This is a genomic window from Streptomyces sp. NPDC003023, assembly GCF_042888225.1.
In the GTDB taxonomy this organism is placed as follows: Bacteria; Actinomycetota; Actinomycetes; order Streptomycetales; family Streptomycetaceae; genus Streptomyces.
Genome location: NZ_JBIAPL010000009.1, coordinates 78,966 through 97,877 on the forward strand (window position 1 = coordinate 78,966; position 18,912 = coordinate 97,877).

Sequence of the window (18,912 nt, forward strand, 5' to 3'; positions counted from 1 at the left end):
CCCCTGTCCGCTCCTGCGCCGGGCGACGGTTCTCCGGCCCGTTGTTGTCACCGAAGTGACAGACACGGGCCGTCGTTCTGTCAGCGATCCGTCTTACTCGCGGGTCACTTCGCGGCGGACCCTGGTGCATCGTCCAGGACTCCGCTTCCGCGCCCGTCTCCGCTCCGAGTCCTCCACACCCCCTGCTCCCGACCGCGATCAGTTGGAGCCGTCATGAACGCTTCGCAGCCCCCCACGGGCCCTCTGCTGACCGACCATCTGCGGCACTGGGCCGCCCGCCGCCCGCACCAGCGTGCCTTCACGTACGTGGACTTCCCCGACGCGGCGTCCGCCGGACTCCATCGCACGCTGGGCTGGCGGGCGCTCGACGCCCGGGCCCGCACGGTGGCAGGACGGCTCACGGCGGTGGCACGGCCGGGAGACCGGGCCGTACTGCTGCTGCCTCAGGGCATCGACTACACCGCCGCGTTCCTCGGCTGCCTGTACGCGGGGGTGATCGCCGTACCGATGTTCAGTCCGGACCTCCCGGGCCACGAAGGGCGGCTGGCGGCCGTCCTGGAGGACTGCGAGCCCGTGTGCGCGCTCTCCGACATCGCGACCGCTCCCCGGATCGCGGAGTTCACCGAGGCGCAGGCACTGCCGCCGCTGCCGGTGGTGCGCGTGGACGGGACGGGCGACCGGAGCGTTCCGGTCACGGTTCCGGTGGGACGCCCCGGCCCGGACGACATCGCGTACCTGCAGTACACCTCGGGATCGACCCGGAACCCGGCCGGCGTCATGATCACCCATGCCAACGTCGTCGCCAACGCCCGCCAGGCAATAACCGCGTTCGGCGCGGAGCCGGCGTCCAGTACGACGGTGGGCTGGCTGCCCCTCTTCCACGACATGGGTCTCGTGCTCAGCATCGCGGCCCCCGTGGTCGGCGGTTTCCCGTCCGTGCTCATGGACCCGGTGGCGTTCCTCGAGGATCCGGTCCGCTGGCTGCGGCTGCTCGGTTCGTACCCGGGGACGATCAGCGCCGCGCCGAACTTCGCGTACGACTACTGCGTGGCGCGGACTTCCGAGGAGCAGGTCGCCGAACTGCGGCTGGACCGTGTCGGTGTGCTCATCAACGGGAGCGAACCGGTGCGGAGCACGACCGTGGAACGCTTCGAGCGGGCGTTCGCCCCTGCCGGGCTGCCGCCGGGCGCGCACTGTCCTGCGTACGGGCTGGCCGAGGCCACCGTGTTCGTCACGACGGACACGTACGAGCGTCCGCCGACGACCCTGGTGTGCGACCGGCAGGCCCTCGCCGACGGGCGCGTCGAACTGCGGACGTCCGACGGCGACGGGGACGGTGCGGGCGGCGACGACGGTGCGGGCGGTGTCGACGGTGACAGGGTGACACGGCTCGTCTCGTGCGGGACCCCGGCCGGCCAGGAGCTCCGTATCGCCGATCCGGTGGGAGGCGAGGTGCTAGGGCCCGGCCGGGTCGGTGAGATCCAGCTACGCGGGCCGAACATCGGGCTCGGCTACTGGAAGCGGGCCGGTCTGTCCGCCGAGACCTTCGGCGCGGGACGGGACGGCGGGGCGGGACAGGACGGCGGCGCGGGACAGGACGGCCGGGCACGGGACGGCGGGGCCGGACAGCACGGCGGCTGGTTGCGTACCGGGGATCTGGGGGCCGTGCACGACGGCCGGCTGCTGGTCACCGGCCGGCTCAAGGACCTGATCGTGGTGGACGGCCGCAACCACTATCCGCAGGACATCGAGGAATCCGTGCAGTCCGCCGTCGACGCGGTGCGCCGGGACCGGCTGGCGGCGTTCAGCGTTCCGCGCGCGGACGGCACCGGCGACGAGCTCGTCGTCGTGGCGGAGCACCGCCGGGGTGCCGCTCCGTCGGACTCACAGGCGCGTGCGGCCGAGCGGACGGCGCGTGCCGCCGTCTCGGCGCGGCACGGGCTGCGCCTGGGGCGGCTCCTGCTCGTCCCGCCGGGTTCCGTGCCCCGTACGACCAGTGGAAAGGTGGCGCGAGCGGCGAGCCGTGCCCGTTTCGCCGAAGGAGGCTTCGGCGGGGGCTTCGGCGGGAGCCTCGGCGCGGGTCTCGGCGGAGGAGGCGGCGAGGGTTCCGGGTCCGGGTCCGGCTCCGTCTCCATGACGGTCACCGCCTCGGTCCACGGCGGGAGCGGTGGGCGATGAACGGGGCAGGGCTCCGTGCCGCGATCGTGGAGCGGTTGTGCCTCTGGTACGGCTACGAGCCGCACGAGATCGACGACGACCGCCCTCTGGCCGAACTCGGTCTGACCTCACGGGACGCCGTCGCGCTCACCGCGATGCTCGGCGACCGGGTCGGCATCCGCCTGCCTCCCACACTGCTGTGGGAGACACCGACGATCGGCACCCTGCTGACACGGCTGGCGCACGGGGAGCAGCAGGACAACGCTCCCGCTCCCCCGGTCCGGCACGCACCTCTCCCGGGGAACGAGCAGGTCGCCGTGATCGGCGTCGGGTGCAGGTTTCCCGGTGGTGCCGACTCGCCGGACGGCTACTGGCGGCTGCTGGCGGAGGGCCGCGACGCGGTCGGAACGGTCCCCGAGGGGCGCTGGGATCCCTTCGTGGGCGACGGTTCCGGGCTTCCCGGGGACATCAGCAGGTACGGCGCGTTCCTTGAACGCCCGGCCGCGGAAGGCCAAGCGATCACAAGCACCGGCACCGGCACGGACGGAATCGCGGGCTTCGACGCCGAGTTCTTCGGCATCGGCTCACACGAGGCCACGGCCATGGACCCGCAGCAGCGGATGCTCCTGGAGGTCTCGCGGGAGGCCCTGGACCACGCGGCGCTCTCCGTACCCTCGCTCGCCGGTACCCGTACCGGGGTGTTCGTCGGGATCAGCGGGAACGAGTACGCCCATCTCACGACCGCGGACCTGGCGTCGGTGGATGCCTGGACCGCCCCCGGGTCGGCGCTCGGTGTCGCCGCGGGCCGGCTGTCCTATCTCCTGGATCTCCGCGGTCCGAGCCTGGCCGTCGACACGGCCTGCTCCTCCTCGCTGGTCGCCGTGCACCACGCGGTGCGGAGTCTGACGCAGGGCGAGAGCGACACGGCACTGGCGGCCGGCGTCAACCTGCTGCTCTCGCCCGCCGTCACGCTGGGCTTCCAGCGTGCGGGAGCCCTGGCGGCCGACGGCCGCTGCAAGGCGTTCGACGCCGCGGCCGACGGGATCGTACGAGGTGAGGGCTGCGGCGTCGTCGTACTCAAACGGCTGTCGGACGCGGAGCGGGACGGGGACCGGGTGCTCGCCGTGATCACGGCCACCGGGGTCGGTTCCGACGGCCGTTCCAACGGGCTCACCGCGCCCAGCGCAGGGGCTCAGCAGGAACTCCTGACGCGAACGCACCTCACGCCCGCGACGGTGGACTACGTGGAAGCGCACGGGACCGGCACCGCGCTCGGTGATCTGGTCGAGGCGGGCGCACTGGGACGTGCGCTCGGTTCCGGGGCCGGACGTCCGGCAGACCAGCCGCTGCTCATCGGATCGGCCAAGACCAATCTGGGGCATCTGGAGGCGGCGGCGGGCATCGCCGGGCTCATCAAGACCGTACTGGCCCTGCACCACGGCGAGATCCCCGGTCAGCTGCACTTCTCGGAGCCGGGGCCGCATGCCGACCTGGAGGCCCTGGGCCTGCGGGTGGTGACCGGCCCCGAACCGTGGCCCCGGTACTCGGGTACGGCCACCGCCGGTGTGTCCGCGTTCGGCTTCGGTGGCACCAACGCCCATGTCGTCCTCGCCGAACACCGCCCCCGTCCCGCGGTGCGCGTGAACGGGGAGCGGCCCGTGCTGCTCCTCCTCGACGGCTCGTCCGACGACCGGGTGCGCGCCCACGCCGGCGAACTGGCCGAGTGGCTCGCCACCCCCGTCAGCCGTTCCGTGCGCCCCGCCGACCTGGCCCGCACGCTCGCAGGCCGCACGGGGCGGGGCCGGCACCGGGCCGCGGTGGTCGCGCGGAGCCGGGAGGACATCGCGACGGCGCTGTCCCGGTACGCGGCGGGGGCCCCGGACTCGCGTCTGCACACCGGCCGGGGCCCTGCGCCGGGCGGCCCGGGCCCGGTCTGGGTGTTCTCCGGCTACGGCTCCCAGTGGCCGGGCATGGCACGCGGGCTGCTGTCCACGGAGCCGGTGTTCGCCGCGGCGGTCGACCGGATGGCCGACCTGCTCGCGGAGCACGCGGGCCTGCGGCTGCACGATCTGCTGCTCCCGGACGCGGAACTGACCACGCCCGACGTGGTGATGCCCACCCTCTTCGCCCTCCAGGTGGCGCTCGCCGAGCTGTGGCGGGCGTACGGGACGGAGCCGGCTGCCGTCATCGGACATTCGATGGGCGAGGTGGCGGCGGCCGTCGTGTCGGGCGCGCTGGACGAGGCGACCGGTGCGCACGTCATCGCCGTCAGGTCCCGGCTGCTCGCGGGTCTCACCGATGGTGCGATGGCGGTGGTGGACCGGCCGGGCGACGCCGTCGGCGCGGCGGCACGCCGGTTCCCCACCCTGCGGGTCGCGGTCCACGCCTCGCCGGTGCAGAGCGTGGTCACCGGTTCGTCCGAGGACGTGGCGGGCCTGATCGCCCAGGTCACCGCGGAAGGCGGGTTCGCCCGTTCGCTGCGCGTCACCGCGGCCGGTCACTCACCGGCCGTCGACCCGCTGCTGGACCGGTTCGCCCGGGAACTCGGGACGGTGCCGCACGCGGACGCCCACTGCCGCCGCTACACCACCGTCCTGGACGACCCGCGCTCCAACTCGCCCTGCGACACGGCGTACTGGGTGGCCAATCTGCGCCGGCCGGTCAGATTCACCCAGGCGGTACGGGCGGCGGCCGAGGACGGTCACCGGGTCTTCGTCGAGGTCTCGCCGCATCCGACTCAACTGCGTCCGCTCACCGAGGCACTGGCCGAGACAGTGACCGAGACACCGGCCGAGGGACTGGCCGGGGGACCGGCCGAGACGCCGACCGACAGACTGGTCGGCGGACCGGCCGAGACGCCGACCGACAGGCAGGCCGCATCCGGGGCCGGGGAGGTGCTCGTCGTCCCCACGTTGAGCAAGGACACGGACGACGCGCTCGCGTTCCGTTCCTCGCTCGCCCGCCTCCTCGTCCGCGGCCTCGCGGTGACGACACCGCGCGAACTGCTGAACCCGGGTGGCCGGATCGCCGATGTCCCCGTACCGCGCTGGCGCCACGTCCGGTTCTGGGCCGGGGAGGAACCCGGTCGTGCGACGGCGGTTCCCAGCCGCCCGGCCCTGGCGCCGGGAGCCGGTGTCCTCGACCGGCTGAGGCGCTGTGTCGCCGACGTCATGGGGTACGGCGAGGACGGCATCGACCCCGACGTGCCGCTGACCGAACTCGGACTGGACTCGCTGTCGGCGGTACGCGTCCGGGCCTCGGTGGAACGGGAGTTCGGCACGGTCCTGGAACCGGCGACCCTGCTGCGGCAGGGCACTCTGAGGGGCGTTGCCGCCCTGCTCACGCAGCTACCGCCGCAGCCGTTGCCGCAGCCGTTGCCTCGACTCGGCGACGGCGGCACGGGCCACTCGCGCACAGCGGCCGGGGCCCGCGCCGCCTTCGGTGTCGCAGCACGGCTCCGCACCTTCCCCACCGGGGCCGGGAACGGGGCTCCGCTCTTCCTCGCCCATGCCGCGGGCGGGTCGGCGGACGTGTACGGGCCTCTCGCGCAGCGACTGGCCGCAAGCCGTCCCGTGCTCGGTTTCGACCGGCTGCCCGACACGGACGAAGTGGCGTCACGGGCCGCCGAGTTCGCCGCGCGCATCCGCGAGGTGCGCCCGGACGGGCCCTGGCTGCTGGGCGGCTGGTCGTACGGAGGGCTGCTGGCGCAGGAGGCCGCCCGGCTGTTGTCGGCCCATGGCACGGTCGCCGCACTCGTGCTGCTGGACTCGGTTCTGCCGCTGGCCGCCCCGGCCGGTACGACACCGCTCGAGGAGGCGCGGCGCCGTTTCACCGGCTTCGCCTCGTTCGTGGAAAGGACGTACGGGAAGCCCCTTTCCCTGCCGTACGAGGAGCTGGCCGGGCTGGACGACGCCGGGCAGGTCACCCTCGTACTCAAGGTGCTGGAGCACGCGGTGGAGCTGCCGGCCGCCGTGCTGGAGCACCAGCGCACGTCCTACCTCGATCTGCGCAGCGGCGAACGGCACACACCCGGCGCCCACTCCGGGCGCACGCTGCTGTACCGGGCGGCCGAGTCCGCGCCCCACACGGTGCGGGACACGCGTTACGAGCGGACGGACGAAGCGCTGGGCTGGGACGCGTACTGCTCTGATCTGACGGTGTCTCCGCTGCCCGGACACCATCTGTCCCTGCTCGACCCCCCGGTCGTCGACACGCTCGTGGAGTTGCTCGAACGCGACCTTCCGCACGCGTGAGAGGCGGCAGGCCGCCGCACACCCCCCTATCCGAAGCGAGGTCCCGCCCATGTCACAGCCACCCGCGCACCGGCGTGCGCGCCGCCCACGCGGAACGTTCACCGCGCTGGCCGTCAGCACCGTCCTGATCGCTGCGGGCGCCACGGGCGCGGCAGGCGCCGCCGGTGCGACGACCGCCCCGCCGACCGCCCCGCCGACCGCCCCGCCGACCGCCCCGACGACTGCCCCGACGAGCACCCCGACGACCGGCTCGGGCACCGGCCTCGCGGTCGGCGAGGTCACGCCCGCGGCGTCCGGCGCCCGCATCGTGTCCGAGAGCCGCATCGACGCACGGACGTTCGATCTCACCGTCGACTCGCCCGCGGTCGGCAGGACACTGCCCGTACGCGTCGTCCTGCCCGCCGGTTTCGAGGCACAGCCGGAGCGGACCTGGCCGGTGCTCTATCTCCTTCAGGGTGCGCACGACGACTACACGTCGTGGACCAGGGAGACGGATGTCGAGCAGTTCCTGGCGGACAAGGACGTCATCGCCGTCATGCCGTCCTCGGGACCCACCGGGATCCCGACCGACTGGTGGGGCTACGGCAGCCGTTCGGCTCCGGACTACGAGACCTTCCAGGTCGAGGAGTTGATGGAGCTGCTGCGTCTGCGCTACCGGGCGAGCGGCGTCCGCGCGGTCGCGGGCGTGTCCACCGGTGGGTACGGCGCGCTGGCGTTCGCCGCCCGGCATCCGGGGACCTTCGGCGCCGCCGCCTCGTACAGCGGCATCGTCGACACGACGGCGTACGGCATGCCGATGGTGCTCAACGCGATCGTCGCCCGGGAGGAGCTGCTGCCCCTTTCCCTCTGGGGCCACCCGCTGTTCAACCGGGACCTCTGGAACCGGCACAACCCCGCCGCCCAGGCTCGGCAGTTGACCGGCACCCGGCTCTACGTCTCGCAGGGCAGCGGGATTCCGAACATCGACTTCGGCAACCTCGAGGGAGTGCTTCTCGAAGGCTCCCTGTGGCGTCAGGCGCAGGGATTCACGCAGCGGCTCGAGGCGTTGGGGATACCGGCCGAGGTGCACCTCTACTCCGGCGGATCGCACGCCTGGCCCTACTGGCAGCGGGAGTTCAAGGCCTCCTGGCCCGTACTCGCCGCCGGTCTCGGCCTGCCCTCCTGACTCCGCCACCTTCACGGGCTCAGCCCGCCCCGCCCCGCCCTTGCCGCTCAGCCGGCCCGCCGCACCCCTGCGGCGGGCCGGCGGCGGGCCGGCGGCGGGCCGGCGGGCGGATCTCACTCGCGAACCGCCCTGGCGGCGAGCCTGCGCTCGTCGGGCCAGCGCACGTCGTGCGCCCAGGACAGCAGCTCGAAGCAGCGGATGAGCCGCGCGCTGCTGTCGATCTGACCGCGCAGAACCCCGTGGCGGGCCGACGTCGGCTCCGCGTGGTGCAGGTTGTGCCAGGACTCACCGCCGGAGAGGAGCGCGAGCCACCACACGTTCCCCGAACGGTCATGGGAACGGAACGGCCTGGCGCCGCTGATGTGGCAGATCGAGTTGATCGACCAGGTCACATGGTGCAGGAGGCCGATGCGTACGAGCCCTGCCCAGAAGAAGGCCGACCAGGCGGCCCCCGGGTCCCAGAGTCCGTCGCCCCACAGCCCGCCAGCGACGGCCGGGGCGACGAACGAGAAGAGCACGATCAGCGGCTGCCACCGGGCGACCGCGGCGAGATCCCGGTCGGCGAGCAGATCGGGCACGTACCGTTCCCGGTTGGTCTTCTCGTTGTTGAACGTCCATCCGACGTGGGCCCACATCATCCCTTTGACCAGTGCCCGTACGGACGTGCCGAAGCGCCACGGGGAGTGCGGGTCGCCCGGCTTGTCCGCGAACTGGTGATGACGGCGGTGATCGGCGCACCAGGTGACGGGGTCGCCCTCCACGGCCATGGTGCCCGCGACGGCGAGGGCGACCTTCAGAGGGCGCGCGGCCTTGAACGCCCGGTGGGTGAAGAGGCGGTGGTATCCGACGGTGACGCCGTGGACGGTGACGGCGTACATCACCGCGCCGATCACCAGGTCGTGCCAGGTGACGCCCCATCCCCAGAGGACGACGACCGACGCGATCACCGCGACGAAGGGGATGCCGACGAACACACCGACGACGATCCGGTCGGACCTGTCCATGCGCTCTCCCCAGGCCGCTTCGGGCCCGGGTGCCGTGTTCGACTGCGTCATGACGGTGTTCGCCTCTCGTCGGCGGGTGGCGTGCTCGGCCGTCCCCCGACGCTACGGACGGGTGCGGCACGGTCTCCACTCACAGGGCGCGCGAACCGGGCCCCGCGGTCGTCACCTCGCTGACAGTGCGCCCCGCCCTGGACCCGTCGTTGTCCGCGAGTGACAACGACGGGGCGGGCCGGTGCGCGATCCGCGCGAATCGCGGCCGATTCCCTTGCGGCTCCACGGGGCCGCCCGCACTGTTTGACCGCCGGGTGCCCGACCGGGCCCGCGGCCGGCCGTGACGGGAGGAATTTCATGGATGCGCTCGCCGAGGCAGTCATGGCCGGGGCCCCCGCGGCCGAGCTGGAGCGGCTGCCCGTTCCGGCGCACTACACCGCCGCGCATCTGCGGGTCGAGGACGTCGGCGGTTTCGCCGGGGCGGCGGACAACGACGTGCGGCGGTCCGTTCACGTGGGTCCGGTGCCGATGCCCGAACTGGCCCCCGACGAGGTGCTGGTGGCGGTGATGGCGAGCGGGATCAACTACAACACCGTGTGGTCCGCGATGTTCGAGCCGATACCGACGTTCTCGTTCCTGAAGCAGTTCGCGCGTCAGGGTGGCTGGGCCGCCCGGCACGACCAGCCCTTCCACGTCATCGGCTCGGACGCGGCGGGCGTCGTCGTCCGGACCGGTGCGGGTGTCAGGAGGTGGCACGTCGGCGACCACGTGGTGGTGAGTCCCGTGTACGTGGACGAGGAGGAACCCGCGACGCACGCCGACGGGATGCTCGGCGACTCCATGCTGGCGTGGGGATTCGAGACCAACTTCGGAGGTCTCGCCCACTACGGGGTGGCGCGCGCCAGCCAGTTGCTGCCGAAGCCGGCCCATCTGACCTGGGAGGAGGCCGCCTGCAGTCCGCTCTGCGCGGGTACCGCCTACCGCATGCTCGTCGGCGAACGCGGCGCCCGGATGACCCAGGGCGACGTCGTGCTGATCTGGGGCGCGGCCGGAGGGCTCGGTGCGTACGCGACCCAACTCGTCCGCAACGGCGGCGGGATCGCGGTCGGAGTGGTCGGCAGCGAGGAGAAGGCCGAGCAGGCCCGCGCCCTGGGATGCCACGCGGTGATCAACCGGACGGAGATCGGCCTCACCGGCAGCGACGCCCCCGCCGATCCCGCGGCGACGGGGAAGAAGCTCGGCCGGCTGATCCGCGCCGCGGTGGGCGAGGATCCGCACATCGTCTTCGAGCACGTCGGACGGGCCACGTTCGGAGTGTCCGTGTTCGTCGCCCGGCGCGGCGGCACGGTCGTCACCTGCGGATCGAGCACCGGCTACCGGCACGAGTTCGACAACCGCTACCTGTGGATGCGGCTCAAGCGGGTGATCGGCAGTCACGGGGCCAATCTGCAGGAGCAGGCCGCCGTCGGGCGGCTGCTCGACCTGGGTCACATCCGGCCCGCGCTCTCCGTCACCTACGACCTCGAGGACACGGCCGAGGCCGCCCGGCTCGTCCAGCGCAACCGCCACTCCGGGAAGGTCGGGGTGCTGGCCCTGGCGCCCAAGGCGGGCCTCGGCGTCTCCGATCCGGAGCGGCGAGCCGCTTTCGGGGAGACGGACATCGCTCCGCTGCTCCGGTTCGGCTGAGCGGGCCTTCCAGTACCGACGGCGCCGGGGCCCGGGCCGGGCCCCCGCCCGGCCCGGCTCGTTCCGCGGGAACTCGCCGCCCTGAGTGGCGGCCGCATCGCCGTCAACAGCCGGGCTTGACCGCCCCGGCGCCCCCGACGGACGACGCAGCACGCCCCGGCGATCGCGCCGCGGCGTGCTGCGCTGTGCCCCGAGCACCCGAGCACCCGAGCACCCGAGCACCCGAGCACCCAGGCACCCAGGCACCCGGGCACCCGGGCATCCGTGCAGCACGGTCCCGGACCGGGCGCGGCCTCCTCGACGGCAGACTCCCGACACACCCCTCGCCGCACCCCCGGCGGGCCGAACGCGGCCCGCCGGGGGTGTCCCGCTGTGCCCAATTCGTCCTGGCCGGGCGGCAGTCGCCGGGCTCCCGGCCGACTCCCTCTCCGTACCGAGCCGTTGACAAAGTCCATACCTGGTAGAAACCTGTCACCTCAACGCTGCAAAAGATTGACGGAATTACTCAAGTTTTGGATTTGCAGCGCTCGACCTCACCAGGGCACCGCCGACGCCTGGTGAGCTCGTCATCGTCCACCAGGCGCACCGGTCACCCGCGCATCGCCGCCCTTCGCTGTCCGACCCGCCTCGCGCGCCGGACGGAGACGGTTGGCGGGGCCGGCGTCGCCGGGCGCTCAGGGAAGGGAACGAGAGGTCCATGAGAGGGAGAAAACACGGCCGACGGCTGCTCGCCGGGCTCGTGGCGGCCGGGTTGCTGAGCGTCGGGCTGTTGCCCGCGACGGCAAACGCGGCACCGGAGGCGGGGACGGCAGCCGCCGCGGACGGGCCGAACCTCGCGCTCGGCCGGCCGGCCACGGCCGGCGGTTCGCACTCCGGTTATCCGGCCGGCAATGTCACCGACGGCAGCCAGGGCTCCTACTGGGAAGGGCCCCTGGGGTCGTTCCCGCAGTGGGTGCAGATCGACCTCGGCGCCACCGTCGATGTCGACGAAGTGGTGCTGAAGCTCCCCACCGCGTGGGAGGCCCGTACCGAGACCCTCGGCGTGCAGGGCAGCACCGACGGCAGCGGCTTCAGCACCCTGTCCGCCGCCGCCGGGCGGACGTTCTCACCGTCGTCCGGCAACACCGTGTCGCTCGACGTGGCCGGCGAGGTGCGCTATCTGCGAGTACAGGTGACCGCCAACACGGGATGGAACGCGGCCCAGTTGTCGGAGGTGGAGGTGTACGGCGAGGCCGGCGAGGGGGATCCCGGTGATCCTCCGCCGACGGGCACGAACCTGTCGCTGCGCAAGCCGATCGAGGCGTCGTCGACCACCCAGAACTACATCGCGTCGAACGCCAACGACGACAGCACCGCCACCTACTGGGAGGCGAGCGGCCATCCGTCGACGCTGACCGTGAAGCTCGGCGCCGACGCCGACCTGTCCGGGGTCGTCGTCAAACTGAACCCGGACCCCGTGTGGTCGACGCGGTCACAGAGCATCCAGGTCCTGGGCCAGAAGGCGGGGGTGTCCGGCTTCACGTCGCTGAAGGACCGGGCGGACTACACGTTCAGTCCGTCGGCCAACGGCAACACGGTGACCATCCCGGTCTCCGGCCGGTACGCGGACGTGCGTCTGCAGTTCTTCGGCAACACCGGCGGAGGCGGCGGCCAGGTCGCCGAGTTCCAGGTCGTCGGCACGGCCGCGCCCGCTCCCGACCTGACGGTCACCGAGCTCGCCTGGTCGCCCACTTCGCCGTCGGAGACCGATCCCGTCACGGTCGAGGCGACGGTCCGCAACGGGGGCAGCGCCGCCGCGCCCGCGACCTCGGTGAACGTCAGCCTGGAGGGCACGGTCGCGGGCAGCGCCGCCGTCGATGCGCTCGCCGCCGGAGCGTCGGTGAAGGTTCCGGTGCGGGTGGGCAAGCGGGCGATGGGCAGCTACACCGTCTCCGCGGTCGTCGACCCCACCGACACGGTCGCCGAACTGGACAACAGCAACAACAGCCGTACCGCCGGGTCCAAGCTGGTCGTCGGCCAGGCGCCCGGCCCGGACCTCGAGGTCACGGGCATCTCCACCAACCCGGCCGCCCCGGCCGTCGGCGCCACGGTCACCTTCGCCGTGACCGTGCACAACCGCGGTACGAGCGCGGTGGCCGCGGGTTCCGTCACCCGGCTCACGGTCGGCGGCGCGACGCTGAACGGCACCACGGGCAGTGTTCCCGCCGGCGGCTCCGTCACGGTGGCCGTCAGCGGCAGTTGGACCGCCACCAGCGGTGGCGCCACCCTCACCGCGACGGCCGACGCCACCGGCACGGTCGCCGAGACCAACGAGAACAACAACACTTTCGCCCGTTCCCTGGTGGTCGGCCGCGGCGCGGCCGTGCCGTACACCGAGTACGAGGCGGAGGACGGCCGGTACAACGGCACCCTGCTGCAGTCGGACGCCGAGCGGACCTTCGGGCACACCAACTTCGCCACCGAGTCCTCCGGCCGTGAGTCGGTCCGGCTGAACTCCGCCGGGCAGTACGTGGAGTTCACCAGCACCAGCGCGTCCAACTCGATCGTCGTGCGCAACTCGATACCGGACGCCGCGGCCGGCGGCGGCCAGGAGGCGACCATCAGCCTCTACGCGGACGGCCGGTTCGTCCGCAAGCTGAGCCTGTCCTCCAAGCACAGCTGGCTCTACGGCAGCACCGACGACCCCGAGGGCCTGACCAACCGCCCCGGTGGCGACGCGCGCCGCCTGTTCGACGAGTCGCACGCCCTGCTCACCCAGACCTACCCGCAGGGCACGACCTTCCGTCTGCAGAGGGACGCGGGAGACGACGCGGCGTTCTACATCATCGACCTGATCGACCTGGAGCAGGTCGCCGCACCGGCCGCCAAGCCCGCCGAATGCGCCTCGATCACGGCGTACGGTGCCGTGCCGAACGACGGGATCGACGACGCGGACGCCATCCAGCGTGCCGTCACGGCCGACCAGAAGGGCGAGATCCCCTGCGTGTGGATCCCGGCCGGACAGTGGCGCCAGGAGAAGAAGATCCTCACCGACGACCCGCTCGACCGGGGGCAGTTCAACCAGGTCGGCATCCGGGACGTCATCCTCCGGGGCGCCGGCATGTGGCACTCGCAGCTGTACTCGCTGACCCCGCCGCACCAGGCGGGCGGCATCAACCACCCGCACGAGGGCAACTTCGGCTTCGACATCGACGACAACACCAGGATCTCCGACATCGCGATCTTCGGCTCGGGCACCATCCGGGGCGGCGACGGCAACGCGGAGGGCGGCGTCGCGCTCAACGGCCGCTTCGGCAAGGACACCAAGATCACCAACGTGTGGTTGGAGCACGCCAACGTCGGTGCCTGGGTGGGCCGCGACTACTCGAACATCCCCGAGCTGTGGGGTCCGGGCGACCGGGTCGAGTTCAGCGGCGTACGGATCCGCAACACCTACGCGGACGGCGTCAACTTCGCCAACGGCACTCGGAACTCCACCGTGTTCAACTCGTCCTTCCGCAACACCGGTGACGACGCCCTCGCGGTGTGGGCCAGCAAGTACGTGAAGGACACCTCGGTCGACATCGGCCACGACAACCACTTCCGCAACAACACGGTCCAACTGCCGTGGCGCGCCAACGGCATCGCGGTCTACGGCGGATACGGCAACACGATCGAGAACAACCTGATCTCCGACACCATGAACTACCCGGGGATCATGCTGGCCACCGACCACGACCCGCTGCCGTTCTCGGGCCAGACCCTGATCGCGAACAACGGTCTGCACCGGACCGGCGGGGCGTTCTGGGGCGAGGCACAGGAGTTCGGCGCGATCACGCTCTTCGCGCAGGGGCCGGACATCCCGGGTGTCACGATCCGCGACACGGACATCCACGACTCGACCTACGACGGCATCCAGTTCAAAACGGGCGGCGGCTCGATGCCCGGTGTCCAGATCAGGAACGTGACCATCGACAAGTCGAACAACGGGTCCGGGATCCTGGCGATGGGCGGGGCGCGCGGCAGCGCGACCCTGACGAACGTGACCGTCACCGGCTCGGCCCAGGGTGACGTCGTCGTCGAGCCCGGCTCCCAGTTCGTGATCAACGGCTCCGCGGGGGCGGCGTCGCCGCGTGCCGTGGGGCAGGAGCTGCGCGACTGACCGTACGGCGCTTCGGGGTGCCCGGCGGGGCCGGGCACCCCACCGCACGTCGGCTTCGCGGCGCCCGGCCGGACCGGGCACCGCGTCCCGCACATCCCGCACATCCCGCACATCCGACCGAGTCGTGCCCCGCCGTCCGCGGCGGGGCCGGGAATCGGGGACGTATGAGAACCCGGAAGGCCATGTCACGGGGCATGTCCGCCGCTCTGGCCACCAGCCTCCTGGCACTGGGAGGCCCCCTGCTGTCCGTCGCCTCCGCGGCAGGCGGCCCCAACATCGCGGTGGGGGACCCTGCCGCGGCGAGCAGTTCCCACAGCGAGTACGGCGCCGCGAACATCACCGACGGCAACCAGGGCACCTACTGGCAGAGCGCCGGCGGCGACCTGCCCCAATGGGTCCAGACGGACCTCGGTGCCACCACGCGGGTGGACGAGGTGGTCCTCAGACTGCCCGGCGGGTGGGAGAGGCGCGACCAGACCCTGTCGGTGCAGGGCAGTGCCGACGGCATCAGCTTCACCACGCTCGAGGCCTCGGCCACCCACTCCTTCGATCCGGGGTCCGGCAACACCGTCACGGTGGCCTTCCCGGCGACGCAGACACGGTTCGTACGGGTGGCGATCACCGCCAACACCGGCTGGCAGGCGGCCCAGCTGTCCGAGCTGGAGGTCCACGCCGCCGGGGAGTCGTCGGTCAACCTCGCCCGCGGCCGCGCCTTCACCGCCAGCAGCCACACCGAGGTCTACACGGCGGGCAACGCGGGTGACGGCAACAGGGCAACCTACTGGGAGAGCCGCAACAACGAGCTCCCGCAGTGGCTCCAGACCGACCTGGGTTCCGCCGTGCCCGTCAACCGCGTCGTCGTCGGCCTCCCCGAGGGCTGGGGCGCCCGCAGTCAGACGCTCAAGATCCAGGGCAGCCAGGACGGCTCCGCCTTCACGGATCTGACCGCCGCCAGGGCCTACACCTTCGACGCCGCCGGCGGGAACGCGGCGGCCATCACGTTCGACACGGCCACCACCCGCTACCTGCGGGTCCTGGTGTCCGCCAACAGCGTCCAGCCCGGCGGCCAGGTGTCCGAGCTGGAGGTCTACGGTCCGGCCACCGGTGACACCCAGGCGCCTACCGCACCCGCCCACCTGGCCTTCACGGAGCCCGCGACCGGGCAGATCCGGCTGACCTGGGACGCCTCCTCCGACGACACCGCGGTCACCGGATACGACATCTACGCCGACGGGATCCTGCTCACCTCCGTCACCGGTGATGTCACCACCTACACGGACACCCGGCCGGCCGGCACCCGTGTCTCCTACTACGTGCGCGCGAAGGACGCGGCGGGCAACCAGTCCCCGGAAAGCAACACGGTGACCCGGGCAGGGGACACCGGTGACACCCAGGCACCCACCGCCCCGGCGAACCTGTCCTTCACGGAGCCGGAGGCGGGGAGGATCAGGCTCGCCTGGACCGCGTCCTCGGACGACAGGGGCGTGAGCGGTTACGACGTCTACGCGAACAACACCCGGCAGGCGACCGTCGCCGGTGACGTGACCACCTGGACCGACAGCCGGCCCGCGTCGGCGACCGTCACCTACTACGTGCGGGCGAAGGACGCGGCGGGGAACCAGTCCCCCGACAGCAACGCCGTCACCCGCAACGGCAGCGGCGGCGGTTCCAACCTGGCCGTCGGCAAACCGATCTCCGCGTCCTCCGTGATCCACACCTTCACCGCGGAGAACGCCAACGACAACAGCACGGCGACGTACTGGGAGGGCGGTGCCGGGACCTACCCGAACACGCTCACCGTCAAGCTCGGCGCCAACGCGGACGTCGACCGGCTGGTGCTCGCGCTCGACCCCGCGTGGGGAAGGCGCACGCAGACCGTCGAGGTGCTCGGCCGCGAGCAGAGCGCGTCCGGCCTCACCTCGCTCGTCGCCGCCGAGGAGTACGTCTTCGACCCGGCGAACGGGCAGAACGGCGTCACGGTCCCGGTCGGCGCACGCGTCGCCGACATACAGCTGCGCTTCACCTCCAACACCGGAGCGACGGCGGGGCAACTGGCCGAGTTCCAGGTGATGGGCGTACCCGCACCCAACCCGGACCTGGAGGTGACGAACCTGACCACGTCGCCCGCCTCACCGGTCGAGTCGGACGACATCACCGTGTCCGCCACGGTCCGCAACAGCGGTCCGGCCGCCGCCCCGGCCAGCCGGGTCGCCGTGCGGCTCGGCGGCACCACCGTCGCGACCGCCGCGGTCGGCCCCCTGGCGGCCGGCGCACAGAGCACGGTCACCGCGTCGCTCGGCAGCCGGGAAGCCGGTTCGTACGAGCTGAGCGCCGTCGCCGACGAGGCGGAGGCGGTCGTCGAGCAGAACGAGACGAACAACGTCCGGACCAGCCCGACCCCCCTGGTCGTGAAGCCGGTCGCCAGTTCGGACCTGGTCGCCGCGTCGGTGACCACGTCCCCCTCCTCCCCCGCCGAGGGGGACAGCGTGGCGTTCGAGGTCGCGCTGAGGAACCAGGGCACTGTCGCGTCCGGCGGCGGTGACCACACGGTGACCCTCGCCCTGGTCGACTCCCGTGGCTCGACCGTCCGCACGTTCACGGGCAAGCACACGGGTGTCATCGAGGCGGGCGCGACAACCGCCGCCGTCGGCCTCGGCACCTGGGCGGCCGTCAACGGCTCGTACACCGTGAAGGCCACGGTGGCCCCCGACGACCGCGAACTGCCGGTCAAGCGGGAGAACAACACCTCTGACCGGCCCCTGTTCGTCGGGCGCGGCGCGGACATGCCGTACGACATGTACGAGGCAGAGGACGGCACGGCAGGCGGCGGGGCGCAGGTCGTCGGCCCGAACCGGACCGTCGGTGACATCGCGGGCGAGGCCTCCGGCCGCAGGGCCGTCTCCCTGGACGCGACGGGCGAGTACGTCGAGTTCACCACCCGGGCGAGCACCAACACCCTGGTGACCCGCTTCTCGATCCCCGACGCGCCGGGCGGCGGCGGCATCGACACCACGATCAACGTGTACGTCGACGGCGTGATGAAGAAGTCGCTCCCACTCACCTCCCGGTACGCCTGGCTGTACGGCGCCGAGGCCTCCCCCGGGAACTCGCCCGGCTCCGGGGCGCCGCGCCACATATACGACGAGGCGCACATCATGCTCGGCGAGACCGTCCCGGCCGGCTCGCGGATCAGGCTGCAGAAGGACGCGGCCAACACCTCCGTCTACGCGATCGACTTCGTCAACCTGGAACAGGTCGCACCGGTCCCCAATCCCGATCCCGCCGCGTACGCCGTGCCCACCGGGTTCACCCACCAGGACGTGCAGAACGCGCTGGACCGGGTCCGGATGGACACCACCGGCACGCTGACCGGTGTGTATCTGCCGCCCGGCGACTATCGGACGTCGAACAAGTTCCAGGTGTACGGCAAGGCGGTCAGGGTCGTGGGCGCCGGGCCCTGGTACACGAAGTTCCACGCGCCGGCCGGGCAGGCGAACACCGATGTCGGCTTCCGGGCGGACGCGTCGGCCAAGGGCTCGTCGTTCGCGAACTTCGCGTACTTCGGGAACTACACGTCGCGGATCGACGGTCCGGGCAAGGTCTTCGACTTCTCGGGTGTGTCCGACATCGTGATCGACAACATCTGGAACGAGCACATGGTGTGCCTCTACTGGGGCGCCAACACCGACCGGGTCACCGTCAGGAACTCCCGTATCCGCAACATGTTCGCCGACGGCATCAACATGACCAACGGGTCGACGGACAACCTGGTCTCCAACAACGACGCCAGGGCGACCGGGGACGACAGCTTCGCGCTGTTCTCCGCGATCGACGCCGGTGGCGCGGACATGAAGAACAACCTGTACGAGAACCTGACCTCCACGCTGACCTGGCGTGCGGCGGGTGTCGCCGTGTACGGCGGCTACAACAACACGTTCCGCAACATCCACATCGCGGACACCCTGGTCTACTCCGGGATCACGATCTCGTCCCTGGACTTCGGCTATCCGATGAACGGCTTCGGGACCGAGCCGACGACGTTCGAGAACGTCTCGATCGTCCGGGCGGGCGGGCACTTCTGGGGCTCGCAGACGTTCCCCGGCATCTGGGTCTTCTCGGCGTCGAAGGTCTTCCAGGGAATCCGGGTGAACAACGTGGACATCGTCGATCCCACCTACAGCGGGATCATGTTCCAGACGAACTATGTGGGCGGCCGACCGCAGTTCCCGATCAAGGACACGATCTTCACCGACGTGACCGTTTCCGGGGCGCGCAGGAGCGGTGACGCGTTCGACGCGAAGTCGGGCTTCGGTCTGTGGGCCAACGAGATGCCGGAGCCGGGGCAGGGTCCGGCCGTCGGCGAGGTCACGTTCAACGGACTGAAGCTCAGCGGCAACGCGGTGGACATCCGGAACACCACGTCCACCTTCAGGATCGTGAACAACCCGTAGCGATCGACGGGGCCGGGCGGGGTCCGCCGGCCGGCAAGAGCAGCGCAAGCGCCTTGCGGCGCTT

At 71.9% G+C, this 18,912-nt stretch carries 7 protein-coding genes; 6 read left to right on the forward strand and 1 reads right to left on the reverse strand.

From position 1 onward, the window contains the following. The first annotated feature begins 213 nt into the window (after nucleotides 1-213). From ACFYV1_RS26425 to ACFYV1_RS26435, 3 genes are read left to right on the forward strand one after another with little or no spacing between them, the layout of a single operon-like run. Entirely contained in the window at nucleotides 214-2,178 is a 1,965-nt protein-coding gene (locus tag ACFYV1_RS26425) for a fatty acyl-AMP ligase (RefSeq protein WP_389398077.1), read from the forward strand. Continuing rightward, nucleotides 2,175-6,410, forward strand: a complete 4,236-nt coding sequence (locus ACFYV1_RS26430; protein WP_389398078.1) for a beta-ketoacyl synthase N-terminal-like domain-containing protein — start codon at nucleotides 2,175-2,177, stop codon at nucleotides 6,408-6,410. The genes ACFYV1_RS26425 and ACFYV1_RS26430 overlap by 4 nt, the downstream gene beginning before the upstream one ends. 49 nt (nucleotides 6,411-6,459) lie before the next feature. Then, a complete protein-coding gene (locus tag ACFYV1_RS26435; protein WP_389398079.1) occupies nucleotides 6,460-7,575 on the forward strand; it encodes an alpha/beta hydrolase in 1,116 nt (371 codons plus the stop codon). Between the two features lie 113 nt (nucleotides 7,576-7,688). Here ACFYV1_RS26435 and ACFYV1_RS26440 read toward each other — a convergent pair whose 3' ends face one another. After that, the gene (locus tag ACFYV1_RS26440; RefSeq protein WP_389398080.1) at nucleotides 7,689-8,579 is read right to left on the reverse strand and encodes an acyl-CoA desaturase; all 891 of its coding nucleotides are present in this window, start codon (nucleotides 8,577-8,579) and stop codon (nucleotides 7,689-7,691) included. 348 nt (nucleotides 8,580-8,927) lie between these two features. On the opposite strand from ACFYV1_RS26440, the gene ccrA reads away from it, so the two are divergent. The 3 genes from ccrA to ACFYV1_RS26455 all read left to right on the forward strand — a co-directional run bounded on the left by ccrA (nucleotide 8,928) and on the right by ACFYV1_RS26455 (nucleotide 18,848). Beyond that, entirely contained in the window at nucleotides 8,928-10,256 is a 1,329-nt protein-coding gene (gene ccrA / locus ACFYV1_RS26445; protein ID WP_389398081.1) for a crotonyl-CoA carboxylase/reductase, read from the forward strand. Between the two features lie 697 nt (nucleotides 10,257-10,953). After that, nucleotides 10,954-14,397, forward strand: coding sequence for a CARDB domain-containing protein (locus ACFYV1_RS26450; protein WP_389398082.1), 3,444 nt, complete (start codon nucleotides 10,954-10,956; stop codon nucleotides 14,395-14,397). Nucleotides 14,398-14,561: 164 nt separating this feature from the next. Beyond that, the gene (locus tag ACFYV1_RS26455; RefSeq protein WP_389398083.1) at nucleotides 14,562-18,848 is read left to right on the forward strand and encodes a discoidin domain-containing protein; all 4,287 of its coding nucleotides are present in this window, start codon (nucleotides 14,562-14,564) and stop codon (nucleotides 18,846-18,848) included. Nucleotides 18,849-18,912 lie beyond the last annotated feature (64 nt).